Annotated in this window: 26 protein-coding genes, 2 tRNA genes and 1 other RNA gene; 15 read left to right on the forward strand and 14 right to left on the reverse strand. The window is 72.3% G+C overall.

All coding sequences use genetic code 11. The features are described 5' to 3' along the window. Positions 1-88: 88 nt before the first annotated feature. The 5 genes from HHX33_RS03155 to ffs form a co-directional block, all read right to left on the reverse strand. Complete coding sequence (locus HHX33_RS03155; RefSeq protein ID WP_111697605.1) at positions 89-619, reverse strand: DUF5063 domain-containing protein; 531 nt, start codon at positions 617-619, stop codon at positions 89-91. Then, on the reverse strand, positions 612-1,211 hold the full coding sequence (gene recR / locus HHX33_RS03160) for a recombination mediator RecR (protein ID WP_111697604.1): 600 nt from the start codon (positions 1,209-1,211) through the stop codon (positions 612-614). The genes HHX33_RS03155 and recR overlap by 8 nt, the downstream gene beginning before the upstream one ends. A gap of 3 nt (positions 1,212-1,214) precedes the next feature. Beyond that, positions 1,215-1,568, reverse strand: coding sequence for a YbaB/EbfC family nucleoid-associated protein (locus tag HHX33_RS03165; protein WP_111697668.1), 354 nt, complete (start codon positions 1,566-1,568; stop codon positions 1,215-1,217). 177 nt (positions 1,569-1,745) lie between these two features. Beyond that, positions 1,746-3,911: a DNA polymerase III subunit gamma and tau gene (locus HHX33_RS03170; RefSeq protein WP_182873203.1), complete on the reverse strand. Its 2,166-nt coding sequence runs from the start codon at positions 3,909-3,911 to the stop codon at positions 1,746-1,748. Between the two features lie 42 nt (positions 3,912-3,953). After that, positions 3,954-4,049: signal recognition particle sRNA small type (gene ffs / locus HHX33_RS03175), an RNA gene on the reverse strand. 97 nt (positions 4,050-4,146) lie between these two features. Between ffs and HHX33_RS03180 the strand changes: the two genes are divergently transcribed. Both HHX33_RS03180 and HHX33_RS03185 read left to right on the forward strand, forming a co-directional pair. Further along, positions 4,147-4,232, forward strand: a tRNA-Ser gene (locus HHX33_RS03180). Positions 4,233-4,366: 134 nt separating this feature from the next. After that, positions 4,367-5,218, forward strand: coding sequence for an alpha/beta fold hydrolase (locus HHX33_RS03185; protein WP_182873204.1), 852 nt, complete (start codon positions 4,367-4,369; stop codon positions 5,216-5,218). Between the two features lie 7 nt (positions 5,219-5,225). On the opposite strand, the gene HHX33_RS03190 is transcribed toward HHX33_RS03185, so the two are convergent. Then, positions 5,226-6,764 carry a dolichyl-phosphate-mannose--protein mannosyltransferase gene (locus tag HHX33_RS03190; RefSeq protein WP_310741188.1) on the reverse strand — a complete coding sequence of 513 codons (1,539 nt, stop codon included), beginning with the start codon at positions 6,762-6,764 and terminating at the stop codon, positions 5,226-5,228. 110 nt (positions 6,765-6,874) lie between these two features. Here HHX33_RS03190 and HHX33_RS03195 point away from each other — a divergent pair, with 110 nt between their 5' ends. Next, positions 6,875-7,735, forward strand: coding sequence for a neutral zinc metallopeptidase (locus HHX33_RS03195; protein WP_182873206.1), 861 nt, complete (start codon positions 6,875-6,877; stop codon positions 7,733-7,735). A 78-nt stretch (positions 7,736-7,813) separates the two neighbouring features. Then, positions 7,814-8,110 carry a type II toxin-antitoxin system VapB family antitoxin gene (locus HHX33_RS03200; protein ID WP_182873208.1) on the forward strand — a complete coding sequence of 99 codons (297 nt, stop codon included), beginning with the start codon at positions 7,814-7,816 and terminating at the stop codon, positions 8,108-8,110. A 74-nt stretch (positions 8,111-8,184) separates the two neighbouring features. Here HHX33_RS03200 and HHX33_RS03205 read toward each other — a convergent pair. From HHX33_RS03205 to HHX33_RS03220, 4 genes are all read right to left on the reverse strand, one after another. Further along, a tRNA-Ser gene (locus HHX33_RS03205) sits at positions 8,185-8,272 on the reverse strand. Positions 8,273-8,335: 63 nt separating this feature from the next. Then, positions 8,336-8,806: a nucleoside deaminase gene (locus HHX33_RS03210; protein ID WP_182873338.1), complete on the reverse strand. Its 471-nt coding sequence runs from the start codon at positions 8,804-8,806 to the stop codon at positions 8,336-8,338. A 32-nt stretch (positions 8,807-8,838) separates the two neighbouring features. Continuing rightward, positions 8,839-9,321 (reverse strand): tRNA adenosine deaminase-associated protein, encoded by a 483-nt coding sequence (locus HHX33_RS03215; RefSeq protein ID WP_117408388.1) that lies wholly within the window; start codon positions 9,319-9,321, stop codon positions 8,839-8,841. A gap of 14 nt (positions 9,322-9,335) precedes the next feature. Further along, positions 9,336-9,824, reverse strand: coding sequence for a tRNA adenosine deaminase-associated protein (locus HHX33_RS03220; RefSeq protein ID WP_117408420.1), 489 nt, complete (start codon positions 9,822-9,824; stop codon positions 9,336-9,338). Positions 9,825-9,962: 138 nt separating this feature from the next. On the opposite strand from HHX33_RS03220, the gene upp reads away from it, so the two are divergent. The 6 genes from upp to HHX33_RS03250 all read left to right on the forward strand — a co-directional run bounded on the left by upp (position 9,963) and on the right by HHX33_RS03250 (position 13,972). Further along, on the forward strand, positions 9,963-10,601 hold the full coding sequence (gene upp / locus HHX33_RS03225; RefSeq protein ID WP_182873210.1) for a uracil phosphoribosyltransferase: 639 nt from the start codon (positions 9,963-9,965) through the stop codon (positions 10,599-10,601). Between the two features lie 127 nt (positions 10,602-10,728). Continuing rightward, complete coding sequence (locus HHX33_RS03230; RefSeq protein ID WP_117408390.1) at positions 10,729-10,947, forward strand: hypothetical protein; 219 nt, start codon at positions 10,729-10,731, stop codon at positions 10,945-10,947. A 73-nt stretch (positions 10,948-11,020) separates the two neighbouring features. After that, positions 11,021-11,197 (forward strand): hypothetical protein, encoded by a 177-nt coding sequence (locus tag HHX33_RS03235; protein WP_165900791.1) that lies wholly within the window; start codon positions 11,021-11,023, stop codon positions 11,195-11,197. Beyond that, the gene (locus HHX33_RS03240) at positions 11,194-11,724 is read left to right on the forward strand and encodes a PH domain-containing protein (RefSeq protein ID WP_117408391.1); all 531 of its coding nucleotides are present in this window, start codon (positions 11,194-11,196) and stop codon (positions 11,722-11,724) included. Before HHX33_RS03235 ends, HHX33_RS03240 begins: the two co-directional genes overlap by 4 nt. A gap of 181 nt (positions 11,725-11,905) precedes the next feature. Next, entirely contained in the window at positions 11,906-13,183 is a 1,278-nt protein-coding gene (locus tag HHX33_RS03245) for a helix-turn-helix domain-containing protein (RefSeq protein WP_259402029.1), read from the forward strand. A 99-nt stretch (positions 13,184-13,282) separates the two neighbouring features. Then, a complete protein-coding gene (locus HHX33_RS03250; RefSeq protein ID WP_117408393.1) occupies positions 13,283-13,972 on the forward strand; it encodes a FadR/GntR family transcriptional regulator in 690 nt (229 codons plus the stop codon). A 36-nt stretch (positions 13,973-14,008) separates the two neighbouring features. Here HHX33_RS03250 and dnaN read toward each other — a convergent pair whose 3' ends face one another. The 3 genes from dnaN to HHX33_RS03265 form a co-directional block, all read right to left on the reverse strand. Then, positions 14,009-15,100, reverse strand: coding sequence for a DNA polymerase III subunit beta (gene dnaN, locus HHX33_RS03255; protein WP_117408394.1), 1,092 nt, complete (start codon positions 15,098-15,100; stop codon positions 14,009-14,011). Positions 15,101-15,192: 92 nt separating this feature from the next. Continuing rightward, positions 15,193-15,846 carry a response regulator transcription factor gene (locus tag HHX33_RS03260; RefSeq protein ID WP_182873214.1) on the reverse strand — a complete coding sequence of 218 codons (654 nt, stop codon included), beginning with the start codon at positions 15,844-15,846 and terminating at the stop codon, positions 15,193-15,195. Further along, entirely contained in the window at positions 15,837-17,333 is a 1,497-nt protein-coding gene (locus HHX33_RS03265) for a sensor histidine kinase (protein ID WP_220501395.1), read from the reverse strand. Before HHX33_RS03265 ends, HHX33_RS03260 begins: the two co-directional genes overlap by 10 nt. A gap of 132 nt (positions 17,334-17,465) precedes the next feature. On the opposite strand from HHX33_RS03265, the gene HHX33_RS03270 reads away from it, so the two are divergent. From HHX33_RS03270 to HHX33_RS03290, 5 genes are all read left to right on the forward strand, one after another. Further along, positions 17,466-18,470: an ABC transporter ATP-binding protein gene (locus tag HHX33_RS03270; RefSeq protein ID WP_182873215.1), complete on the forward strand. Its 1,005-nt coding sequence runs from the start codon at positions 17,466-17,468 to the stop codon at positions 18,468-18,470. After that, positions 18,467-19,228 (forward strand): ABC transporter permease, encoded by a 762-nt coding sequence (locus HHX33_RS03275; protein ID WP_182873216.1) that lies wholly within the window; start codon positions 18,467-18,469, stop codon positions 19,226-19,228. Before HHX33_RS03270 ends, HHX33_RS03275 begins: the two co-directional genes overlap by 4 nt. A gap of 180 nt (positions 19,229-19,408) precedes the next feature. Then, positions 19,409-20,200: a helix-turn-helix domain-containing protein gene (locus tag HHX33_RS03280; RefSeq protein WP_182873217.1), complete on the forward strand. Its 792-nt coding sequence runs from the start codon at positions 19,409-19,411 to the stop codon at positions 20,198-20,200. A gap of 89 nt (positions 20,201-20,289) precedes the next feature. Continuing rightward, complete coding sequence (locus HHX33_RS03285) at positions 20,290-20,742, forward strand: SRPBCC family protein (protein WP_117408400.1); 453 nt, start codon at positions 20,290-20,292, stop codon at positions 20,740-20,742. A 180-nt stretch (positions 20,743-20,922) separates the two neighbouring features. Continuing rightward, entirely contained in the window at positions 20,923-21,657 is a 735-nt protein-coding gene (locus HHX33_RS03290) for a metallophosphoesterase (protein ID WP_182873218.1), read from the forward strand. Positions 21,658-21,727: 70 nt separating this feature from the next. On the opposite strand, the gene HHX33_RS03295 is transcribed toward HHX33_RS03290, so the two are convergent. Then, positions 21,728-23,032 carry a carotenoid oxygenase family protein gene (locus HHX33_RS03295; RefSeq protein WP_182873219.1) on the reverse strand — a complete coding sequence of 435 codons (1,305 nt, stop codon included), beginning with the start codon at positions 23,030-23,032 and terminating at the stop codon, positions 21,728-21,730. Between the last annotated feature and the right edge of the window lie 57 nt (positions 23,033-23,089).

A 23,089-nucleotide genomic window follows, 5' to 3' on the forward strand; every position in this document is an offset into this window, starting at 1 on the left:
GACGTGGAGCTCACAGTGTACTTGTGCGTCCCAAACGCCCACCGTACGCGACCAGTATGTGGACGGTCAGACCACGATCAGACGGCGATCAGACGGTGGTGCCCTCTTCGACCACGTCGAGGCGGGCGTGCGCGACGAGCGACTGCAGGGCCCGCAGCGCCGCGCCGGCGTGGTTGCCCCAGGTGTTGAAGTAGGAGAACTGCCACCACCACAGCGCCTCCAGGGGACGGCCCGCGCCGTAGTGCCGCAGCCCGTGGATCAGGTCGGCCGCCACAGCCGCGAGGTCGTCGGACAGCCGGTACGGCGTGACCGCGTCGTCCTTGTAGGGGTCGAAGACCTCGGCGTAGTCGTCCACCGGCCCGAGCCGGGCGGCCAGCGCCGTGCGGAGGGGGTCGATGTCGGGGTCCTCGCTCAGCACGGGCTCGACGTTCCCCTGCAGGATCACGTCCTGCGCGGCCCCCAGCTGGGTGCCCGCGAGGCTGACCTGGGCCACCTCCACCAGAAGCAGCGGCAGCGTCGCGTCGCCGCCCTCGCCGCCGGCCAGGCGGGTCAGGCCGTCGATGTAGTTCTGCGCGTGTCCGGCGACGCGTGCGGCCAGGTCGTTCCACTCGTCAGACATCCAGCAGCCTCCGTCCTTCGAAAGCGCGGCCCAAGGTGACCTCGTCGGCGTACTCGAGATCACCGCCCACAGGCAGGCCGCTGGCAAGTCGGGTCACCTTCAGCCCCAGAGGCTTGACGAGCCGGGCCAGATAGGTGGCCGTCGCCTCACCTTCGAGGTTCGGGTCGGTAGCGAGGATCAGCTCGGTGATCTGGCCGTCGGCCAGCCGGACCATCAACTCGCGAATCTTCAGGTCGTCCGGCCCGACACCGTCGATCGGGCTGATCGCTCCTCCGAGCACGTGGTAGCGGCCGCGGAACTCGCGGGTCCTCTCGATCGCCACCACGTCCTTCGGTTCCTCGACCACGCAGATCACCTGCGGGTCACGCCGCTGGTCGCGGCAGATGCGGCATTCCTCTTCCGCTGCGACGTTGCCGCAAACCCGGCAGAAGCGCACCTTCTCCTTGACCTCCAGCAGCGCGTGCGCCAGCCGCTTGACGTCGGCCGGGTCGGCGGCGAGGAGGTGGAACGCGATCCGCTGCGCGCTCTTGGGACCGACGCCGGGCAGCAGCCCGAGCTCGTCGATCAGATTCTGGACGACCCCTTCGTACATGCTCTAGAACCCCGGCAGCTGACCGCCGCCGAAACCGCCCCCCAGACCCTGCGCGAGCGGGCCCAGCTTCTCCTGCTGCAGCTCGGCCGCGGCGCGTACGGCGTCCCGCACGGCGGCGAGGACCAGGTCCGCGATCGTCTGCGCGGTCTCCTCCGGGTCGCTCGTGTCGATGGCGACCGGGCTGATCTCGAGTTCCAGCAGCTCGCCGCTGCCGTTCACGGTGGCGCGGACGAGCCCGCCGCCGGCGGTCCCGTCGACCTCGGCGTCGCTGAGCTCCTGCTGCGCGGTGACGAGCTGCTGCTGCATCAGCTGAGCCTGCTCCAGCAACTGCTGGAGATTGACATCTCCTGGATTCACGATGGTGCGCTCCTCAGCGTCCAGCGACGTGTTCGTCGCGACGAGCCTACGGCGTCCGTCCCCGTTTCCGCACCGGAGCCGGTACGCGTGTTCCACCCGGGGCCGTCGGCGGACGGACACCGGTTACCCCACCAGTCTCCGTCCATGCGGCGTCCGTCTCCCGCGCGGGTGAGGCGTTCAGGAGTGGTCGATCTCCTCGATGATCCGGCCGCCGAGCTCGCGCTGGATCAGGGCCATGCCGGTCAGCTCGCTCACGTCCGCGCCCGCGTCGCCACGGCCCGGCACCGTCTCCGGCCAGGCCTGGCGTGATCCCGCCGGCGCGGCGGGCCGCCCGGCCGGCCGCGCGGTGGCGAACGCGGACGACGCCCCCGACGGCGGACCGGGCGACGGGCTGTCGAAGTCGTCCGACGGCGCGTCCGGCCAGGTCTCGTCGGTCGTCCCACTGGGACCCGCCCCACCGCTTCCCGCCCCGTTGCTCACGGCGGGCGGGGCGGCCGGTGCGGCGGACGCCGGCGTTGACGGCGCGGACGCCGCGGGCGCGCCGGGCGAGGTGGGCACCGTGGCCGGTGACGACCCTGTGGGCGCGACCGGCGCGGGCGGCGCCGCGGGTGCGGGCGGGCCGGACGGGCCGCGCGCGGCGGAGCCGGACGGGCCCGGGCCCGAGCCGCCGACGACCACCTCGACGCGCCAGACGCCGCCGAGCACCTCGCCGAGGGCGGCGGCCACCAGCTCGTCGCGCTTGCCCTTGAGGAAGCCCTGCACGTCGCCCGGCTTCTCGAAGCCGATGGTCACCACGTTGCCCTCGACGCCGAGCAGCCTGCCCTGGGCGTTGAGGATGATCCAGGCCACCTTCTGCCGGTTCCTGATCGCCTCCAGCACCCGCGGCCACGCCTGGTGCACCGGCCCACCGCTCTGAACCACTCCCTGGCCGGCGCCCGTCGCGGGCGCCTGGGCCTGCGCGGGCGGCGGAGCGGCCCCGGACCCGGGCCGTACGGGCGTGGGCCAGTCGTCGGCGTCGCCGGTCCTCGCCGGGGCGGCCGCCGGGGGCCGCGCGGCCGGAGCCGGCGCGCTCTCCGCGGGGGGCGCCGCAGGAGGCGCGGCCGGTGGGGCGACGGGTGGAGCCGCCGGCGGTGCCGTAGAAGGCGCGGCCGGTGGCGGGGCGGCGGCGACGACGTGTGTCCCGGCCACGACGCCGCGCTCCAGCCGTTCGAGCCGGGTCAGCAGCGCGGCCTCACCCTGGTCGGCCCCCGGGAGCAGCACGCGGGCGCACACGAGTTCCAGCAGCAGGCGGGGAGAGGTGGCGCCGCGCATCTCGGTCAGCCCGGCGTTGAAGACCTCCGCCGCCCGGGTCAGCTCGGCGGGACCCATGGACGCCGCCTGCGCCTGGAGGCGCTCCAGCTCGTCGGCCGGCCGGTCGAGCAGGCCGCTGCCCGCGGCCTCGGGGACGTTCGAGAGGATCACCAGGTCGCGGAAGCGTTCGAGCAGGTCGGTGGCGAAGCGGCGGGGGTCGTGGCCGCCCTCGATCACCCGGTGCACCGCGTGGAACACGGCCGCGCCGTCCCTCTTGGCGAACGCGTCGACCACCTCGTCCAGCAGGTCGCCGTCGGTGTAGCCGAGCAGGGACACGGCCCGCGGGTAGGTGATGCCGGCCTCGTCCGCGCCCGCGAGAAGCTGGTCGAGGATCGACAGCGTGTCGCGGGCCGACCCGGCGCCCGCCCGGACGACAAGCGGTAACGCGGCCGGCTCGTACGGCACCGACTCGGATTCGAGGATCTCCTCCATGAGCCGGCGCAGCGTCGCGGGCGGCATCAGCCGGAACGGGTAGTGATGGGTGCGGGACTTGATCGTCCCGATGACCTTCTCCGGCTCCGTGGTGGCGAAGACGAACTTGAGGTGCGGCGGCGGCTCCTCCACCAGCTTCAGCAGCGCGTTGAAGCCCTCACGGGTGACCATGTGGGCCTCGTCGATGATGTAGATCTTGTATCTCGCCGAGACGGGGGCGAAGAACGCCCGCTCGCGCAGGTCACGTGCGTCGTCCACGCCGCCGTGGGACGCCGCGTCGATCTCGATCACGTCGAGGTGGCCGGGCCCGGTGGGCGCCAGCGCCACGCAGGACTCGCACTCCCCGCAGGGGTCCGGCGTCGGGCCCTTCTCGCAGTTCAGGGAGCGGGCGAGGATGCGGGCGCTGGAGGTCTTGCCGCAGCCGCGCGGACCGCTGAAGAGATAGGCGTGGTGGATCCGGCCGCTGCGCAACGCCTGGCGCAGCGGGTCGGTGACGTGTTCCTGCCCCTTGACCTCGGCGAACGTCCCGGGCCTGTACTTGCGGTACAGCGCAAGACTCATGCCGCCTCCTCGGGGGGTCGACCCGGCCGGCGTACCCGCTAACTGAGAGACCCCTCGCACACCCGCCAGAGCCCGCTTATCCTTGCTGCCTTCCGGCCCTGGGGAGGTTCACAGGATGACGCCGCGCGAGGGGTCCGCTGGACAGTCTAGCCACTAGGCGGGGGTGCGCGGGACGCTTGACCACACCTCGCCATCACCGTCGAAACCACACCCGAAGTGAGCTAAGCTGTCCGACGGAGGATTCGCCTAGTTGGCCTAGGGCGCACGCTTGGAAAGCGTGTTGGGGGCAACCCCTCAGGAGTTCGAATCTCCTATCCTCCGCGCTTGGTTGAGCAGCAAGAACGCGAAAGGCCCGGTCCATCCAACCGGGCCTTTCGCGCGTCCGGGCCCTGCCGCTTCCGTCGTCCACGTCCGCTGAGCCGTCCGGACGTCCTCCGGCGGGCGGCTGGCCGGTGGTGAGCTTCGGGCACGGCTTCGGCGGCATCGCCGACGCCTGCGCCCCCTCTCACACCGGCCCGAGCCCCTGGGAGCGCGCGGTGCAGGAGACGCTGCTCGCCGCGGGGTACGCCGTGGCCGTCACCGACTACGAGGGGCTCGGCACCCCCGGGGACAGCCCGGGCATCGACGGGAGGTCCGAGGCGTACAACGTGATCGACATCGTCCGCGCCGCCCGGCGCGTGGCTCCCGTCGGGCGGGACTGGGCGTCGGTCGGCTACTCGATGGGCGGGCACGCGGCCCTGTTCGCCGCCGCCCTCACCGCCTCGTACGCGCCTTCGCTGCGGCACAGGGGCACGATCGCGATGGCCCCGATCACCCAGTGGGGGCTGCAGACGAAGGACCCCGCGTTCTCCGACCCCGCGCGTCCCGTCAACCACACCGTCCCCTACAACGGCCGGACGATGCCGCTGACGACGCCCGGCTTCCGGGCGGCGGACTGGTTCACCCCGAAGGGGATGGAGCTGGTCGACCTGGCCGGGCGGGCCTGCATCGGCGACATGATCGCGGCGGTCGCCGGGCTCACCAACGGCGACGTGCTCAAGGACCCGGCCGGAGCCAACGCGGTGTTCGCCCGGTCGCTGGCCGACGACGAGATCCCGGTGTCGCGCTATCCGCGGCCGGTCTACGTCGTCCACGGCACCGACGACGTCATCCCGATCGCGCTCAGCCGGCTCACCGCCGAACAGCTCCGCGCGGCGGGCACCGACGTCACGTTCGTGCCGGTGGAGGGCGCGGACCACATCACGCTGCTGCCGGCGATCGCCACGCGGGTGCGGGAGTGGACCGACCGGCTCTTCCGCCGCCGGTAGGAGCCGCCTAGACCCACCCGGGCAGCAGCATGCGGCTCAGCCAGGCGTCGTACGGCACGGGGACCGCGGTGAGGACCGGGGACAGCCACCAGAAGTCGGCCAGGGCCAGCAGGGCGAACGCGCCCACCAGCGCCGCGCCCGTGGAGCGCCGCACGGCCGAGGCGCCCGGAGGCCCGAGGACGAGCCCGCAGGCGAGCACGATCGCGAGGATCAGGAACGGCAGCGCGGGCAGCAGGTAGAACAGGAACGTCGTGCGCTGGTCGGCCAGCGCGAAGTAGCACCACGGCAGCCAGCCCGCGGCGTAGCCGAGCACCGCGGCCCCCGCCCGCCAGTCGCGCGTCGTCAGGTGCCACACCACCATCGCGAGCAGCGCGAGCAGTCCGGCGTACCAGACGACCGGGGTGCCGGTCCCGAGGATCGCCTGGCTGCAGGAGCGCGCCCCGCAGGCGCCGGCGGACGAGCGGTAGTAGAAGAGGACCGGGCGTGCCAGCAGCGGCCAGCCCCAGGGGTCCGACTGGTAGTCGTGGTGGGCGCGCAGTCCCTGGTGGAAGCCCAGCACCTGACTCTGGTAGTCGATCAGGGACCGCAGCGAGTCGACGACGAAGTAGGCCCAGCCGTTCGCGCTCGCGCGGTCCCAGTTGCGGCCGTAGCCGCCGGCCGAGGCCAGCCACCCGGCGAACGACGCGACGTACGCGACGGCGGGGACGGCGCAGAGCCATGCGAGGACGAGCGGCAGGTCGAGGCGGACCGCCTGCCGTCCGGGGCGACGCAGGCCGACCGCCCGCCTGGCGCCCCGGTCCCAGGCGAACGCCATGACCGCGAACGCCACGACGAAGAGCACGCCGGTCCACTTCGTGGCCGTCGCCGCCCCGAGGCACAGCCCGGCGGCCAGCCGCCAGGGCCGGGGGCCGAGCCGGGGGCCGGCCCCCTCCAGGGCCGAGGTGCGGTGCCACTCCGTCAGGCGGGCGCGGGCGGCGTCTCGGTCGGCGACCAGGCAGGCGAAGCCCGCGAGCACCCAGAACATGAGGAAGACGTCGAGCAGCGCGGACCGCGACAGCACGAGGTGCAGGCCGTCCAGCGCCAGCAGCAGGCCCGCGAGGCAGCCGAGCAGCGTCGAACGGGTCATCCGGCGGGCGACCCGCGCCAGGACCAGCACGCTCAGGGTCCCGGCGAGCGCGGCGGCGAAGCGCCATCCGAAGGGCGTCAGGCCGAACAGCCACTCCCCCGCGCCGATGAGCCACTTGCCCAGTGGGGGATGCGCGACGTAGGCGGCGCAGTCCTCCGGCCGCGCGCAGACGCGGAAGACGTCCCGGCCGCCGCGCAGGATCGTCTGCTCCGCGCCTTCGGCGAACTGCCGCTCGACCCCGTACGTGATCAGCGAGTAGGCGTCCTTGGCGTAGTACAGCTCGTCGAAGACGAAGGCGTGCGGGACGTCAAGACGATCGAACCGGAGGAACCCCCCGAACGCGGCCACGGCCAGCGGGCCGAGCCAGCCGAGCCCGCCCGGCATCGGCGGCACCAGCCGGTGTGCGGCGCTGCGAGGCACGCGCGCATCCTAACCCGCCCGGGGTAAGGCATGATCACTCACATGCGGGGCAGTAGGCCTGGCAAGCAACGCGGCAATGAGTGACGGCAACGCCATCGGGAGCGTCGCAGATGGATTTCGATGATCGAGCGCAACTCGACACCTCGCAGGTCGAGGACGTCGGCGGAGGTGGCGGATTCCGGGGCGGCGGCCTGGCCGTCGGCGGCGGCGCCGCCGGCATCATCGCCCTCATCGTGGCCCTGATCTTCGGCATCAACCCCGGGAACATCACGGGCGGCGGAGACGAGCCCACCGGGGTGCAGCCGAGCAGTGACCTGAGCGCCCAGTGCAAGAGCGGCGCCGACGCCGACCAGTCGGAGAAGTGCCGCGTCGTGGGCGTGGTCAACAGCATCCAGAAGTACTGGGGCGACCAGGTCCAGGGCTACACCAAAGCGAAGACCACGCTGTTCTCGGGTGGGGTGCAGACCGGGTGCGGCGCGGCCGACTCCTCCGTCGGCCCCTTCTACTGCCCGAACGACAAGCATGTCTATCTGGACCTGTCGTTCTTCGACGAACTGCAGTCGCGGTTCGGGGCCAAGGGCGGCCCGTTCGCGCAGGCGTACGTGATCGCCCACGAGTACGGCCACCACGTGCAGGACCTGCTCGGCACGATGAACAAGGTCGGCCAGGAGCAGGGCGCGGAGAGCGGCTCCGTACGGCTCGAACTCCAGGCGGACTGCTACGCGGGCGTCTGGGCGAAGAACGCGGTGAGCACGGGCTTCTACGCCTCGGAGTTCACCGACGCCGACATCAAGGAGGCGATCGACGCCGCCGCGGCGGTCGGCGACGACCACATCCAGGAGCAGGCGCAGGGCCGGGTCAACCCGGACGCGTTCACCCACGGCACGTCGGCCCAGCGGACCAAGTGGTTCAAGAACGGCTACGGGTCGGGCGACCCCGGACGCTGCGACACCTTCTCCGGAAGCATCTGAGGTCGATGTGAGGGCCGCCGGACGGCGTGCGGCGGCTCCGGACACCGGCCGTTTGCCCCGTCTCCTAAACTACATAGCGTGATCTTTAAGTTGGTCGGCGACGGACGGCCCTACCCGGAACACGGACTGTCCTCCCGAGAGTGGGCCCGGATCCCGCCCCGGCAGGTCCGGCTCGACACGCTGATCACCACGAAGGCGGTGCTGGACCTGCACTCGTTGCTCAGCAAGGACTCGACCTTCTACGGCGACCTGTTCCCGCACGTGGTGCAGTGGCAGGGCGAGCTGTACCTGGAGGACGGCCTGCACCGCGCGCTGCGCTCCGCGCTGCACCAGCGCTCCGTGCTGCACGCCCGCGTGCTGGAGCTGCAGGACTGACGCCGGACCGGCATACGAGAAGAGCCGCCGACCTGGACGACCAGGTCGGCGGCTCTTTCCATGTCCTAGGACAGTGGCGGTGGAGGTGGGATTTGAACCCACGGTAGGTTGCCCTACACACGCTTTCGAGGCGTGCGCCCTCGGCCACTAGGCGACTCCACCGCGCAGCAGCTTACCGGACGAACACCACTGCCCGCGCACCCGTTTCCGGCGCGCACCCAGCGATCAGGCGCGGCGGCCGGAGAAGAACCCGCTCAGCACCACCGCGCACTCGTCGGCCAGCACGCCCATGACGACCTCGGGCCGGTGGTTGAGCCTGCGGTCCCGCAGGACGTCCCACAGGGAGCCGGCGGCGCCCGCCTTCTCGTCCACCGCGCCGTACACGACCCGGTCGACCCGGGCGAGGACGGCGGCGCCGGCGCACATCGTGCAGGGCTCCAGCGTGACGACCAGGGTGCAGCCGGTCAGCCGCCAGTCGCCCCGGGCGGCCGCGGCGGCCCGGAGGGCGAGCACCTCGGCGTGCGCGGTCGGGTCGCCGCTCGCCTCGCGGTCGTTGCCCGCCACCGCGAGCACGCGACCGAGTTCCGGATCACCGGCCTCTGAACCACCGGCCGCCTCGGGGCCGAGCAGCACGGCGCCGACCGGCACCTCCCCGCGCTCACCCGCCCGTACGGCCTCCGCCAGCGCCAGCCGCATGGCGGCCTCGTACGGCCCCGGCGGCGAGCCGGTCACCGCAGGCGTTCGAGCTCGTCGGCGAACCCGAGCCGTTCGGCGATGAGGGAGAGGATGTCGGCGGGCAGCACGCCCTCCTCCATGCTGAGCTCCAGCAGTTCCTCCGCGCTCAGCGAGAAGTCGGCGAGCAGTTCGAGGTCGCCCACCGGGCGGATGCCGAGATCGGGGGTGTCCTTGTCCACCACCACACCGGCGAGCTCGGCGAAGATCTCCCCGAGCGGGTCGTGCTGCGCCGCGTGCGCGTCCGAGATGAACACGCGCGGATCGAGATCATCCTCATAGCGGATGATCGCGAACCACTCGTCCTCGACCTCCACGCAGAGCAGGGCCAGCTCGTCGCCGTTGAGCCCGAGCGCCTCCTGCAGGGCGTCGCCCAGGTCGTCGGCGATCTCGGCCTCGCCGAGGTCGACCTCGGCGCCGGCCCAGCGGCCGTCGATGCGGGCGAAACCGGCGGAGAAGAGATTGGATCTGGAGGGCATGCCGTCTCCCCAGGTCAGCCGATGGCGGCGTCGACGGCGCGTTCGAAGGGCTGGGAGAAGCCCAGCCGCGCGGCGATGCTCGACAGCACCTCGTCGGGCAGCAGGTCGAGGTCGCCGGACAGGGCGCCCAGCTCCATCTCGTCGAGCCCGAGGTCGGCGAAGATGGACAGGTCGCCGGCCGGAAGGACGCTGTCGAGCTCCTCCTCCTCGGGCACCGGCACCTCGAGGTACTCGAGGGCCTGCTGCGCCAGCGGCCACTCCCAGGCGGCCGTGACATCCGAGAGGAAGACGTCGACCTGCTCGCCGAAGACCCGCAACGCCACGAAGAAGTCATCCCCTACGGCGACCATGCCAATCGTGGTCCCCATGCTCGGCGTCTGCCGCAGCGCATGAATGAGCCCGTCCAGGTCGGAGGTGAGGGCCACCGGAAGCATCTCGGCCTCCCAGCGGTCCTCTTCCCGATACACAACGATGGCGAAGTCAAGAGTGTCCACGTCTGTCATCGTCTTCCCCACCGCACGGTCCTCACGCACGGAATCGTCGCAGAATCGGGCTCCCGCCGTACGGTGCTCACGCCAAATCGTGATCAAAGAGTCAGGCGGCGCTGAGGCACGAGGCCGGAGACGGTAACTTTTGTTCCCATGCAGACCCTCGTCGTCGACCACCCGCTCGTCGCCCACAAGCTCACGACGCTGCGCGACGTGCGGACCGACTCGCCGACGTTCCGCCGCCTGGCCGACGAACTGGTCACGCTCCTCGCCTACGAGGCGACCCGCGACGTACGGGTGACCGACGTCACGGTCGACACGCCGCTCGCCCCCGCCCATGGCGTACGGCTCGCCCGTCCCGTGCCTCTCGTCGTGCCCATCCTGCGGGCCGGGCTGGGGATGCTCGACGGGATGACCCGGCTGCTGCCGACCGCCGAGGTCGGCTTCCTCGGGATGATCCGCGACGAGTCCACGCTCAAGGCCCAGACGTACGCCACCCGGTTGCCCGAGGACCTCTCCGGGCGCCAGTGCTACGTGCTGGACCCGATGCTGGCGACCGGCGGCACGCTCGCCGCGGCGATCGAGTTCCTGTTCGCCCGCGGCGCGCGGGACGTCACCGCGATCTGCCTGCTCGCCGCCCCCGAGGGCATCGCGTACCTGGACGAGGCGTTCCAGGGCGGCGACCGGCCCATCAGGGTGGTGACCGCCGCGCTCGACGAGCGGCTCAACGAGAACGGCTACATCGTGCCCGGCCTCGGCGACGCCGGCGACCGCCTATACGGCGTGGTCTGATTTCCCTCTCCTTCCGCACGCTCCGCAGCCCTTCTCTCCCTGGTTACGCTCCGCTCCCGCTAGGGTACGCAGTGTGATGACGACGTCACCTCGCGCTCACGCGAGCGGGGCGCCACAGGGAGAGCGATTGAGCCAGCATCCGGGCGGCGAGCACTACGAGCAGCTCGAAGCCCTGCTCAGGGACGAGTTCGCGGGAGTGCATCCCCCCGCGACGGTGACCCGGTGCGTGCAGGCCGCCCACCACGGCGCCGTCGAGGTCATCGGCCACGCGCCCGCCGGGCTCGTGGAGCGGATCGCCCGCAAACACCTGCGGGTGCTCGCGACCGCCGCCGAGGGGCGGGGCTGACACCGTCACGATCACTGATCCCGTTCGCGGTTCGCCGCTTTACCAAACGGGGTGACTGGGTAATGTATTGGTCATGGGAGTGGTGACGGCGGTGCAGGGGAAGAAGATCCTCAAGTGGACGGTCATTGTCGTGGTGGCCTTCTACTTGCTCACGAGGCCGACTGACGCGGCCCACACGGTCCACGGAGCCCTCAACGGAATGATCAACGCGGCCGACTCGATGGCGCAGTTCTTCGCCTCCCTGACATGAGACTTGTGACCCACGGGGACTCCGCCCCGTCGTCGGTCAACCGTTACCTCCTCCCCCACGAACAACAGGTCATCATGGTGCGGCGGCACCCTGCCGTGCTCCTGCGCCCCGTCGCCGAGATCTTCGGAGGGCTCATCCTCGCCGGAGTTCTCAGCAAGTTCCTGAGCGACGGCGGCGCCGCGCAGGCCCTGGCCATCGTCTGGTGGGCCTGGCTGCTGCTGCTCGTCCGCTTCGTATGGAAGGTGGCGGAGTGGTCGGTCGACTACTTCGTCGTCACCTCCCAGCGCATGCTTCTCACCACCGGCCTCATCACGCGCAAGGTCGCGATGATGCCCCTGGGCAAGGTCACCGACATGAGCTTCCAGCGCTCGCTCCTCGGCCGCATGCTCGGCTACGGCGAGTTCGTACTGGAGTCGGCCGGCCAGGATCAGGCCTTCCGCACCGTTCCCCACATCCCGTATCCGGAGACCCTGTATCTAGAGGTCTGTCAGATGATCTTCCCCGGCAAGGACGGGGACGACGACTGACGGCCTCGGCCGTCCGTTATCTCGACACCGTGATCGAACCTTCACCGTCGTGATTCTTGACGGAGGGTTACACGAATCGGTCGCTTCGTGCCATTATGGCGACACTATTGACCCTTCCCCCGCCCTGAGAGATCAGATGCCGAGTCAGGGAACCATCGGTGACCGCGTCCGCGGACTGCGGTTGAGCAGGCGAATGTCGCAGGCCCAGTTGGCCGGACCCGACCTATCCGACAGTTATGTCTCACTCATCGAGTCCGGAAAGCGGACGCCAACGCCGGTCGTCGCCCGGCTGCTCGCCGAGCGTCTCGGTTGCACCACCGAGTTCCTGCTTCACGGGATAGAGCCTCGGCAGCGCATCGACACCGAGCTCGGCCTCCGGCACGCCGAGCTTGAGCTGTACCACGGCGACCCCGCCGTGGCCGCCGACCGCTTCGGCGAGATCGCCAAGGCGGCGGGCGAGGACAACGCGATGCTGGCCGCGCACGCGCGGCTCGGCGTGGCGCGGGCGCTGGAGGCCCAGGGCCGCGTCGGCCGGGCCGTCGAGGCGTACGAGCGGCTGCGCCGTGAGGCCACCGCGCATCCCGAGCGCCTCGCCGACCTCCCGCTGACCGTCGCGCTGTGCCGCTGCTACCAGCGGGCCGGCGACAGGTTGCGCGCCCGCGACCTCGGCGCCCACGCGCTCGGCCAGGTCGACCGGCTCGGCGTGATCGAGGGCGACCTCGCCGTCGAGCTCGCGCTGGCGCTCGTGGAGGCCGAGACCGGCCTGCCGTACGTCGAGCGGGTGCTGGACAGCGCGGGACTGCCGCAGGCCGCCGACCGCAGCGGAGAGATCCTCGCGTTGTGGCAGGCGAGCGTGACGGCGGGCGAAGGCGAGGACTCGGCGCTGGCCGTGCAGCTCGCCGAGGACGCCCTCGCGGCCGGCCGTCCGGCCCGGATCGCCCTCCGGTGCGCCCGCATCGCGATGCACTGGGCCCGGATCACAGCGGCGGATCCCGAAGGTGCGGATTTGGATCGAGCCAACAAGCTGGCGGCGTCCGCCGTGGGGGTTTTCGCCCGATTCCCGGCCGAGCGACGGGAGCACGCGAGGGGTCTCGTGGTGCTGAGTTCGGTACGGCTGCGGACGGGAGACACGGAATCCGCACTCGAACTCGCCGACGAGGCACTGGTTCGGCTGGGCGACGCCCAGGGGACCACGGCGGCCACCGCGAACATGGTGCTCGCCGAGATCGCTTTGGCACGGTCCGAAGACCCGGCGCCCGCGCTCACCCGGGCCCATGACCTGCTGGGCGGCGAGACGCCGGACCGGGACACCGCCCGGGCCTGGCGGACGCTCGGCGACCTGTGGGGTCAGGCCGGTGCTCTCAACCAGCAGACGGAGGCATATCGTAGAGCCCTGGAAGCCGTGGGGATCCGCGTCAACATACCGGGCTCCACCACCGCGGCGGCGCTCGCTCGGTAGCCTCCCTGGAGCTCCGGATTTGTTCCGGAAGCTCTGGAATAATTAGGGTCGACCACTCATTCCATCATCGGATGATTGGCTACCCAAAGGAGGCTGACTGTGAGCCTGCGGACGGCGCAGCGGGCGTCTCTCGTGGACCAGGTGATCGACCAACTCAAGGAGCAGATCACCTCCGGCTCCTGGCAGATGCATGCCAAGATTCCCACCGAGACCGTGCTCGCCGAGCATCTCGGAGTCGGCCGGAACACCGTCCGCGAAGCGGTGCGGGCACTGACGCACGCCGGGCTGCTGGAGTGCCGCCAGGGCGACGGCACGTATGTTCGGGCCACAAGTGAGCTCTCGGGCGCGATGGCCCGGCGGCTGCGGGCGGCCGAGCAGCTGGAGATCCTCGAGGTGCGTCGTGCCCTGGAGGTCGAGGCGGCCCGGCTCGCCGCGACGCGGCGCACCGACCAGGACATCGCGTCCATCGAGGCCGCGCTGGCCGCGCGGGAGAAGGCGTGGGCGGACGGCGACGCGGAGGCGTTCGTCGAGTCCGACCTCGCCTTCCACGTCGCGGTCGTCGAAGCCACGCACAACACGGTGCTGATCGACCTGTACGTCGACTTCTCGGCGGCGCTCCGAGCGAGCATCGCCGCTGCCGGCGGCTCGCTGGAGCAGAACTACATCCCCCACGACGCCATCGTCCGCGCGATCGTCGCCGGTGACGCCACCGCGGCGGAGCGGGCGGGTCACGCGTGCATGGAGCACATCCTCATCGCCCTCACCGAGTCGGCGACGCTGACCTCCTGAGCCGCCCCCGGCTCCCAGAAAACCGGGACCGGGACCTCAGCCGAGCCGCAGGGACATCACCAGGTAGCGGTAGCCGGGGTCGTCGCCCTCGTCCGTGACCAGGGCGGGCCGGGTCGGCGAGTCCAGGTGGACGCGCGCCCGCTCGGTCCCGACGCCCGCGAGGCCGTCGAGCAGGAAGTGGGGCTGGAAGGCGATCTGGATGTCCGGGCCTTCCAGCTCGGCCTCGACGACCTCCGCGCCCCTGCCGATGTCGCCGCCGCCGGCCTGGATCAGCACCTGTCCCGGGGAGAACGACAGCCGGACCGCGGTGTTGCGCTCGGCGACCAGCGTCACCCGCTTGACGGCCTCCACGAACGGCCCCACCGGGACGTCGGCGTGGATCGGCCACTGCTCGGTCAGCCGGGCCCGGTAGTCGATGAACTGCTCGTCGAGCAGCCGGACGGTGGTGGTGCGGCCCTGGCTCTCGAATCCGGCCACGTTGTCGCCGAGCCCGACCGCCACCTCGCCCCCGCGCAGCGAGCGCGCCACCTCGACCAGCACCCGCGCCGGCACGACCACACCGTGCCGCTCCTCCTGCCGCTCCGGGTGCCACAGGAACTCGCTCGCCGCGATGCGGTAGCGGTCGGTGGCGGCCAGGGAGACCCGAACGTCCTCGATGTCCATCCGGATGCCCGTGAGCATGGGCAGCGTGTCGTCGCGGCTCGCGGCGGGCGCGACCTGGTTGACGGCGGTGGCGAAGACGCCCCCGCCCACGGCGCCGACCCTCGGCGGCATCGGCGGCATCGCGGGGAAGTCCTCGTCCGGCATGGTCAGCAGGCCGAACTCGGCGCTGCCGCAGGTGAGCACGGCCTCCGAGCCGCTGGTGGCGATCTCGACGGGGCGCGCCGGAAGGCTGCGGGTGACCTCCGCCAGGACCTTCCCCGGGATCAGCACCCGCCCCGGCTCCGCCACCTCGGCCTCGACGTCGGCCCGCGCCGACACGTCGTAGTCGAAGGCGGACACCCGCAGGTCGTCCCCCGCCTCCAGCAGCAGCCCCGCGAGGACGGGCACGGCTGGCCTGGCCGGGAGCACCCGGGCCGCCCACGCCACCGCTTCGGCGAGCACGTCGCGGTTCACCTGGAATTTCATCCCGACCTCCTGCCTGTGCCACCTGCCTGTGCCACGACTCGATTCCCCAAGGTAGCGCCCAGCACCGACATTCCAGGGGCCGGTCACCCGGCTCAGCTGGGCCTGCTGCCGAGGAAGGCCAGCACCGCGAGCACCCGGCGGTTGTCGTCGTCTGAGGGCGCCAGGCCGAGCTTGGCGAAGATGTTCGCGGTGTGCTTGCCCACCGCGCTGTCGCTGAGGAACAGCCGCTGCCCGATGGCGGCGTTCGACCTGCCCTCCGCCATCAGTTCCAGCACCTCCCGCTCCCGGGGGGTGAGCTGGCCGAGCGGCTCGTTGCGCGAGTTGCTGGCCAGGAGCCTCGCGATGACCTCCGGGTCCATCGCCGTGCCGCCCGCCGCGACCCGGCGTACGGCGTCGACGAACTGCTCGCCGTTGAACACCCGGTCCTTCAGCAGGTAGCCGACCCCGCCCGAGCCGTCGGCCAGCAGCTCCCTGGCGTACAGCTGCTCGACGTGCTGGGAGAGCACGAGCACCGGCAGCCCCGGCACCCGCCGCCGCGCGGCGAGCGCGGCCTGCAGCCCCTCGTCGGTGAACGTCGGCGGCAGCCGTACGTCGACCACGGCCACGTCCGGACGCTCGCCGACCAGCGCGGCGAGCAGCTCCGGGCCGGACTCGACCGCGGCGACGACCTCGAAGCCGTGCGCGCGCAGCAGGTGGACCAGGCCCTCCCGCAGCAGGTGCAGATCCTCCGCCAGGACTACCCGCACCCGCTCTCCTTCTCCCGCATGGCCCGTGCCGTCGTGGTCAGCGCGACGGTCAGCAGGCCGCCGCCGAGCAGCATCATGCCGACGATGACCGGCCACTGGAAGGGCTCGGGCATGTACAGCCCCAGGAACCAGGACCTGACCGGCGAACCGACCAGTTTGAGCACCATCGCCACCAGCCCCTGCGGGAACAGCGCGATCGGCCACAGCGCCCAGCAGACGCCGCCGAGAACGCGCCACGGGGACCGGGGCGCCACCCGCAGCGGGAAGGCCCGCGGCAGCTCGACGACCGCCGTGGTCGGGCCGCCCGCCGGGCTGCTCAGCGCGAACACGCCGTCGAACGCTCCGAGCCTGCGCTCGATGCCGCGCAGGCCGGTGCCACGCCCGGGGTCCGCGCCGCCGCGGCCGTCGTCGGTCACCGTGACCCGCAGCGCGGGACCCCGCGCGCTCACGTCCACCCACGCCTCGGTCGCGTCGCCGTGCCGGGCGGCGTTGGCCAGCAGCTCGCTGACCGCGAAGTACGCCGCGGACTCCAGCGGCGCGGACGCGCGCTCCGGCACGTCGACGGTCACATGGGCGCGCAGCGGGCTGTCCAGGGCCAGCGCGCGTACGGCGTCGCCGAGGCCGCGTTCGGCGAGCACGGGGGGATGGATGCCGCGCACCAGCCGCCGGATGTCCTGCAGCGCGGCCGCCGAGGCGTCCCGCGCCTTGTCCAGCAGCGCCCGGGCGGCCCGCGGGTCGGTCTCCAGCAGCTGCTCGGCCGCGCCGATCGTCATCCCGATCGCGACGAGACGGGCCTGGGCGCCGTCGTGCAGGTCGCGTTCGATCCGCCGCAGCTCGGCGGCCTGCGAGTCGACGACCTCGGTGCGCGCCGCGTCCAGGTGGCTGACCCGCCGGGCCAGCCGCGTCTTCTCCGTGGGCCCGAGGAGCACGGCGGCGACGCCGCCGTGGACGCGCAGGGCCCACGGCGCGTACCAGTACGCGACGCCCGCCGCGAGCAGGATCCACACCACGCCCAGGGGGTCGCCCCCGGCCAGCCGCAGCACGCCGTACGCGGTCGTGAGCAGCGGCGCGGCGGCCACGAGTCCGCAGGTCACCGGCGCGGCGAGCAGGTAGGCGAGGTCGCGCCAGGTCGCCGGGTCCTTGATCATCCAGTTCCACCGCTTGTTGAAGGCGGGGATCGTGGGCCTCTTGTACAGGGTGCGGCCGTCGCGGTACCAGCCGTCCGCCTGCGGCACCGGCGGGGACGGCGCCGGCAGGTAGGGGTCGTCCACCGGCACGCCCGACCAGCGCCCGGACAGATGGCGCGCCAGCCCGGTCACGGCCCGCGTGAGCCGTACGGCCGGGGGCAGGGCGAAGACCAGGCCGAGCAGGAAGGTGAGCAGCGCCGCCGTCAGCATCACCAGGGCGGCGGCCAGGCCCAGCAGGGCGAGGCCGGCGAGGGCTGCGCCCCTGCCGAGTGCGACGAGGGTACGGCGAGCTGCGGTCATGCGTCCAGTCTGCGAGTTCCGGGCGGTTCCGCACAGTGGCCCCGGCCCCCCAGCGGGGGTGGGGGAAAGTACACCCCCGCCGGGTCCGCAGCCGCATTCCGGGCGGCCCGCCTGATTCCTAGCGTCGTCGGCATGGCAATCATCACCGTGGACCACCTCCGCAAGACGTACGGGGCACGCGTGGCGGTCGAGGACGTGTCGTTCTCCGTGGAGGAGGGCGAGGTCTTCGGCATCGTCGGCCGCAACGGGGCCGGCAAGACGACGACGGTCGAGTGCGTCGCCGGGCTGCGCACCCCCACGGCGGGCACGATCGATCTGGACATCGGCCCGGACGGCGACGCAGGCGCGGACCTGAAGGAACAGGTCGGCGTGCAGCTCCAGGAGTGCTCGCTGCCCGACAAGATCCGGGTCGGGGAGGCGCTGTCGCTCTACGCGTCGTTCTACCGCCGTCCCGCCGACTGGCGGGCGCTGGCCGCCGACGCCGGGCTCGACCTCCGCGCGTCGTTCGCCACCCTCTCCGGCGGGCAGCGCCAGCGGCTGTCGGTCGCGCTCGCGCTGGTGGGCAGCCCGCGCGTCGCGATCCTCGACGAGCTCACCACCGGCCTCGATCCGCAGGCCCGGCGGGAGACCTGGGAACTGGTCACCCGGATCAGGGACCGGGGCGTGACGGTCCTGCTCGTCACCCACTTCATGGAGGAGGTGGAGCGGCTGTGCGACCGGGTCGCGGTCATCTCACGCGGCCGGGTGCGCGCGGTCGACACGCCCGCCGGGCTCGTCGCCCGCGCCGGCGGCGAGCAGCGCCTGGTCTTCCGTACGGAGAGGCCGCTGACGGATGCGCAGGTCACGGGCCTGCGGGCGCTGCCCGAGGTGACGTCGGCCACCGTGGAGGGCACTGTGGAGAGCACGGTGGAGGGCGCGGTGGAGGGCTCGGTGCGGGGCGCGGCGAACGGCGGGGACGACGCCGGGGAGGTCACCGTCACCGGCACCGGCGACCTGCTGAGCGCGGTGACGGCGGTGCTGCCCGCGTCCCTGATGCGCGGCCTCCGCATGGAGCGCACCACCCTCGACGACGCGTTCCTCGCCCTCACCGACCCCTCGTACGGACCCTCTCACGCACCCTCCCAGGAGGAGTCATGACCACCGCCCCTACACGGGTTCTCGTCCGGATCGCGGCCGTGGAGGCCCGGCTCTTCCTCCGTGAGCCCGCCGCCGTGTTCTTCGCGGTCGTGCTGCCGGTCGCGCTGCTGCTGACCCTCGGCGCCACGATTCCCGGCTTCCGCGACGCGGACCCGTCCCTGGGCGGGCAGCGCTTCGTGGACGCGCCCTTCACCTCGATGATGGTGCTGCTGTCGGTCGTGACGCTCGGGCTCAGCGCGCTGCCGGCGGTCCTGGTGACCTACCGCGAGCGCGGCGTGCTGCGGCGGCTGTCCACGACGCCGGTACGGCCGGGGGCCCTGCTGTCCGCGCAACTACTGATCAACGTGGGTGTGGCCGTCGTGGCGACGACGCTGACGCTGGGGCTGGGGCACCTGTTCCTCGGGGTGCCGCCGCCCCGCTCGCCCTTGGCGTTCGCGGGGGTCTTCGTCCTCGGCTCGACCACCATGCTCGCCATCGGGCTCCTCCTCGCCGCCGTGGCGCCGAACTCCAAGGTCGTCCAGGGCGCGGGGGCCGCGCTCATGTTCCCGCTGCTGTTCCTGGCCGGGATGTGGCTGCCCAGGCCGCTCATGCCGGAGCTGCTGCGCCGGATCAGCGACTTCACGCCCACCGGGGCCTTCGGGCAGGCGCTCACGGACGCGCTGGGCGGCGGGGGTCCCCAGGCCGTCCACCTCGCCGTACTGGCGGGCTGGGCGCTGGCCGCCGGGCTCGCCGCGGCCCGGCTGTTCCGCTGGCAGTGAGACCGGTGCGGTGAGAGCCGTGCGGTGAGGACCGTGCGGTGAGGACCGTGCGATGGAAGGCGGCCCGTTCCGCGCCCGTCGCGGGGGCGGGGCACGGGACGGGCCGCGACCGGTCACGTGGGCCCGGTGGTTACCCAGGGGGTAATCGCCGGGCCGCGCGGACGGGGATAGCGTCGGGGCGTGACCGTCGCCCAGATCCACCAGCGGCCGTTCGGTGAACTCCTGCGCCGGTGGCGCGAGCACCGGCGGCTCAGCCAGCTCGACCTCTCCAACCGCGCCGAGATCTCCACTCGGCACATCAGCTTCCTGGAGACCGGCCGCTCCACGCCGAGCCGCGACATGGTGCTCCACCTCTCCGAGCACCTGGATCTCCCGCTGCGCGAGCGCAACCACCTGCTGCTGGCCGCCGGGTACGCCCCGGTCTACACGGAGTCGCCGCTCGGCTCGCCGGGGATGGCGGCGGTGTGCGAGGCGATCCGCCGGCTGCTGTCGGCCCACGACCCCTATCCGGCCGTGGTGGTGGACCGGGCCTGGGACCTCGTCGACGCCAACGAGGGGATCGCGCTGCTCGCCGAGGGGATCGATCCCGACCTGATGGGCAACGTGCTGCGGGCGAGCCTCCATCCGGAGGGTCTCGCGCCGCACATCCTGAACCTCGGCGAGTGGCGGGCGCACCTGCTCGGACGGCTGCGGCGGCAGATCACGCACACCGCCGACCCCCGGCTCACCGAGCTGTACGCCGAACTGCGCGACTACCCCTGCGACCAGCCCGAGCCCGAGGTGGAGCTGCCCGGGCCCGGAGACATCCTGGTGCCGCTCCGAGTGCGGCGGGCCGGGCGGGAGCTGTCGTTCTTCAGCATCGTGGCCACCTTCGGCACGCCGCTCGACATCACGGTCTCCGAGCTGGCCATCGAGTCGTTCTACCCGGCGGACGCCGCGACCGCCGCCTTCCTGCGCGACACGTCTTCGTGATCGTCCGGAGATCATCCGGCGTCCGGCGTTCTGTCACACTTCGTGCATCGACACGTGCCTTGGCCGTGCCTGAGCAGAAGGAGGCGAGAATGCCCACACGAGTACTGGTCAACACGTTCCACGTGGACGCCGCTCCGGAGAAGGTCTTCGCGCATCTCACGACGCCCGAGAGTTACGTCGGCCTGTCACCGCTCGTGGTCGCCGTACGCGACGTCGACCGGTCCGAGCCGGGGGTGGTGCGGTACACCTCCGTCGAGCGGTTCCGCTTCCTCGGTCTCAGGTACGACAACCCCATCGCCGTGACGCTCCTCACCGAGGGCCTGTCCGTACGCGGACAGGTGCGCAGCCCCGGCGGCGTCCGGCTCGGCTACCGGTTCGACCTGTCCCCCGAGGGGCCCGGAACCCGGGTGGCCGACCGGCTCGACGTGAGCGCGGCCTGGTTCCTGCTGGGCTTCGCGGCGGGCCAGGCACGGAAGGTGCAGCTGGCCCGGGCCGGTATCCTCGCCCAACGGCTGTCGGAGGGTTCCGCCCGGATGTCCTGACGGAAGCGGTTTCACGGCGTACGGTGCGGTCGCGGGCGGCGCTCGCGAGCGGCGGCCCGCCGGTGGCGGCTCGCGGGATGTGCACGCGGGCGGCGGCTTCCGGGGCGGCGCCTCGTGATCATGTCCGCCGCGCTCTCACGTGAGAAGCTGTAGCCCCCCATCCATGGCCGGAGGTATCACATGCTCGTGCTGGCGCACGTCAGCGACATCCACATCGACGGAAGCGAGCGGAACACCTCGCGCGCCGCACGCGCGCTCACCTACGCGAGGTCGCTGCGGCCCGACGCGATCGTGCTCACCGGCGACCTGGCGGACCACGGCGCGATGGAGGAGTACGAGATCGTCCGTGAGCTCGTCTCCGGTGACGACGTGCCGCTCGTGCTGTGCCCGGGCAACCACGACACGCGCGCCCACCTCCGCAAGGTCCTGCTGGAGCAGGACGGCGACCACCCGGTGAACCAGGCGCTCAACCTCGACCACGCGACGATCGCGCTGTGCGACTCCAGCGTTCCCGGGCGGCCCGAGGGTGAGCTGAGCGACGACACGCTGGCCTGGCTCGACTCGGTGCTCGCCGCGACCCCCGGGGTTCCGGCCTTCGTCGGCATGCACCACCCGCCGGTCGCGCTCGGCATCCCGTACGTGGACGGCATCCGGCTGGAGCGGCCGGAGGGGCTGGCGGAGGTCCTCGGCCGTCACCCGCACGCCATCGCGGTGCTGGCCGGGCACGCGCACACCGCGGCGGCCACGACGTTCGCCGGGCTGCCGCTGCTGGTCGCGCCGGGAGTGGTGAACACGGGGCTGCTGCCGTCCGAGACCTCCGCGCACCCGCCGGTCGACCACGACCTGCCTCCGGCCGTCGCCCTGCACGTGCTCGACGACGGCCGGGTCACCACCCACTTCCGGCCCGTCCCGTAGGTCCCGGCGCCACTCGGCCGTACGGCCCGCGCCGGGTCCTCCCGCGCGGGCCGTACGGGCGACGGCGGCCTCAGGCGTCGGGGATCCACGAGCCGTGGAACCCGGCGGGCACCCGCCGCGGCAGCCGTACCGACGCGACCTGGGTCAGGTCCGACGCGTCGAGCACGAGCAGCTCGGCGCCGTCGTCGGTGCCGGCGATCGACAGCAGCCAGCCCGCGTCCTCCCCGCCCCCGCTGACGGTGCCGGCGGCGGGCACGAACACGGCCTCACCGGGCGTGCGGTCTCCCGTCTCGTGGGCCAGACTCGTGCCGGCGCCGGTGTCGTACTTCACGATCGCGTCCTTGGTGACCGCGTAGAGGTAACGGCTGCGCAGGCCGGTCAGCGTCTCGTTGACGGTGGGGAACTCGACGTCCCGATCGTCGAGGGCCTCGTCCTTCGACACGCCGGTCGCGGGGTCGAGCACCCAGCGGTGCAGCGCCGCGCCGCCGGTGTGCGCGGCGGGGCTGGCCGTGCCGCCGATGGTCGGCCAGAAGGCCTGGAACGCCCCCGGCGCGTAACGCACGGCGTCGACGACGATCCGCCCCTGCTCGTCCTCGCTCGCGTTCCCCACGTGGAAGACGTAGCAGGGGTCGATCTCGAACCACCGGACCTTCCCGGTGCGCCGGCTCATCACGCCGAGCCGGGCGCCGTACAGGTCGTCCCACCGGTACGGCATGCCCCGGCCCACCAGGTTCACGTCGAAGACGACCGGCAGGTCGAGCCACACGACGTGGTTCGCGGTGATCGCGAAGTCGTGCGCCATCGTGGGCGCGGGGACCTCGACCTCACGGGTCTCCACCAGCTCGCCGGCGGCGGACAGGCGGTGGTAGGTGAGGTAGGGCGGCGCCCAGCCGTACCCGAAGAAGTGCAGCTCCCCGGTGACCGGGTCCTCCTTGGGGTGCGCGGTCATCGCGGTGGCGACCCGGCCGCCGAAGTCGCAGGGGCCGACCGTGTCGAGCTCCGGCGTCATCTCGTACGGCAGGCCGTTCTCGACCAGCGCGAAGATCTTGTCGGCGTGCGAGATCACGTGGGTGTTCGCGGGGACGGCGGCGAGGTCGACGCCCTTGTCACCGAGGTAGGGGGCGCCGTCGAGGCGGGTGGTGCGCACCCACCGGTTGCGGTACCACTCGGCACGCCCCTCGCGTAACCGGATGCCGTGGATCATCCCGTGGCCGACGAACCAGTGGCCGGGCTCTTCGCCGGGGCGGGGGTTGGGCCCGTTGCGGAAGTAGCGGCCGGTCAGCTCGGGCGGCAGCGTGCCCTCCACGGGCAGGTCGAGCGCGTCGATCTCGTCGGGTACGGGGGCGAGGCGGCCGGAGAGGTAAGAGGCGGTCATGTCTCGTGGCTCCTTTCAGAACGGCTTTCCAGACGGCTTTCAGACGGCTTTCGGGCG

It is taken from the genome of Microbispora sp. H10670, from assembly GCF_014161385.1.
In the GTDB taxonomy this organism is placed as follows: Bacteria; Actinomycetota; Actinomycetes; order Streptosporangiales; family Streptosporangiaceae; genus Microbispora; species Microbispora triticiradicis.

What these genes read in the sequence shown, in the direction of transcription:
- HHX33_RS03235 (WP_165900791.1), top strand. Translation starts at nt 11,021, where the DNA reads ATGGGAGTGGTGACGGCGGTGCAGGGGAAGAAGATCCTCAAGTGGACG.
- HHX33_RS03275 (WP_182873216.1), top strand. Translation starts at nt 18,467, where the DNA reads ATGACCACCGCCCCTACACGGGTTCTCGTCCGGATCGCGGCCGTGGAG.
- HHX33_RS03195 (WP_182873206.1), top strand. Translation starts at nt 6,875, where the DNA reads ATGGATTTCGATGATCGAGCGCAACTCGACACCTCGCAGGTCGAGGAC.
- HHX33_RS03265 (WP_220501395.1), bottom strand. Translation starts at nt 17,333, where the DNA reads ATGACCGCAGCTCGCCGTACCCTCGTCGCACTCGGCAGGGGCGCAGCC.
- HHX33_RS03210 (WP_182873338.1), bottom strand. Translation starts at nt 8,806, where the DNA reads ATGCGGCTGGCGCTGGCGGAGGCCGTACGGGCGGGTGAGCGCGGGGAG.
- dnaN (WP_117408394.1), bottom strand. Translation starts at nt 15,100, where the DNA reads ATGAAATTCCAGGTGAACCGCGACGTGCTCGCCGAAGCGGTGGCGTGG.
- HHX33_RS03270 (WP_182873215.1), top strand. Translation starts at nt 17,466, where the DNA reads ATGGCAATCATCACCGTGGACCACCTCCGCAAGACGTACGGGGCACGC.
- HHX33_RS03155 (WP_111697605.1), bottom strand. Translation starts at nt 619, where the DNA reads ATGTCTGACGAGTGGAACGACCTGGCCGCACGCGTCGCCGGACACGCG.
- HHX33_RS03170 (WP_182873203.1), bottom strand. Translation starts at nt 3,911, where the DNA reads ATGAGTCTTGCGCTGTACCGCAAGTACAGGCCCGGGACGTTCGCCGAG.
- HHX33_RS03215 (WP_117408388.1), bottom strand. Translation starts at nt 9,321, where the DNA reads ATGCCCTCCAGATCCAATCTCTTCTCCGCCGGTTTCGCCCGCATCGAC.
- HHX33_RS03295 (WP_182873219.1), bottom strand. Translation starts at nt 23,032, where the DNA reads ATGACCGCCTCTTACCTCTCCGGCCGCCTCGCCCCCGTACCCGACGAG.
- upp (WP_182873210.1), top strand. Translation starts at nt 9,963, where the DNA reads ATGCAGACCCTCGTCGTCGACCACCCGCTCGTCGCCCACAAGCTCACG.
- HHX33_RS03220 (WP_117408420.1), bottom strand. Translation starts at nt 9,824, where the DNA reads ATGACAGACGTGGACACTCTTGACTTCGCCATCGTTGTGTATCGGGAA.
- HHX33_RS03285 (WP_117408400.1), top strand. Translation starts at nt 20,290, where the DNA reads ATGCCCACACGAGTACTGGTCAACACGTTCCACGTGGACGCCGCTCCG.
- recR (WP_111697604.1), bottom strand. Translation starts at nt 1,211, where the DNA reads ATGTACGAAGGGGTCGTCCAGAATCTGATCGACGAGCTCGGGCTGCTG.
- HHX33_RS03290 (WP_182873218.1), top strand. Translation starts at nt 20,923, where the DNA reads ATGCTCGTGCTGGCGCACGTCAGCGACATCCACATCGACGGAAGCGAG.
- HHX33_RS03240 (WP_117408391.1), top strand. Translation starts at nt 11,194, where the DNA reads ATGAGACTTGTGACCCACGGGGACTCCGCCCCGTCGTCGGTCAACCGT.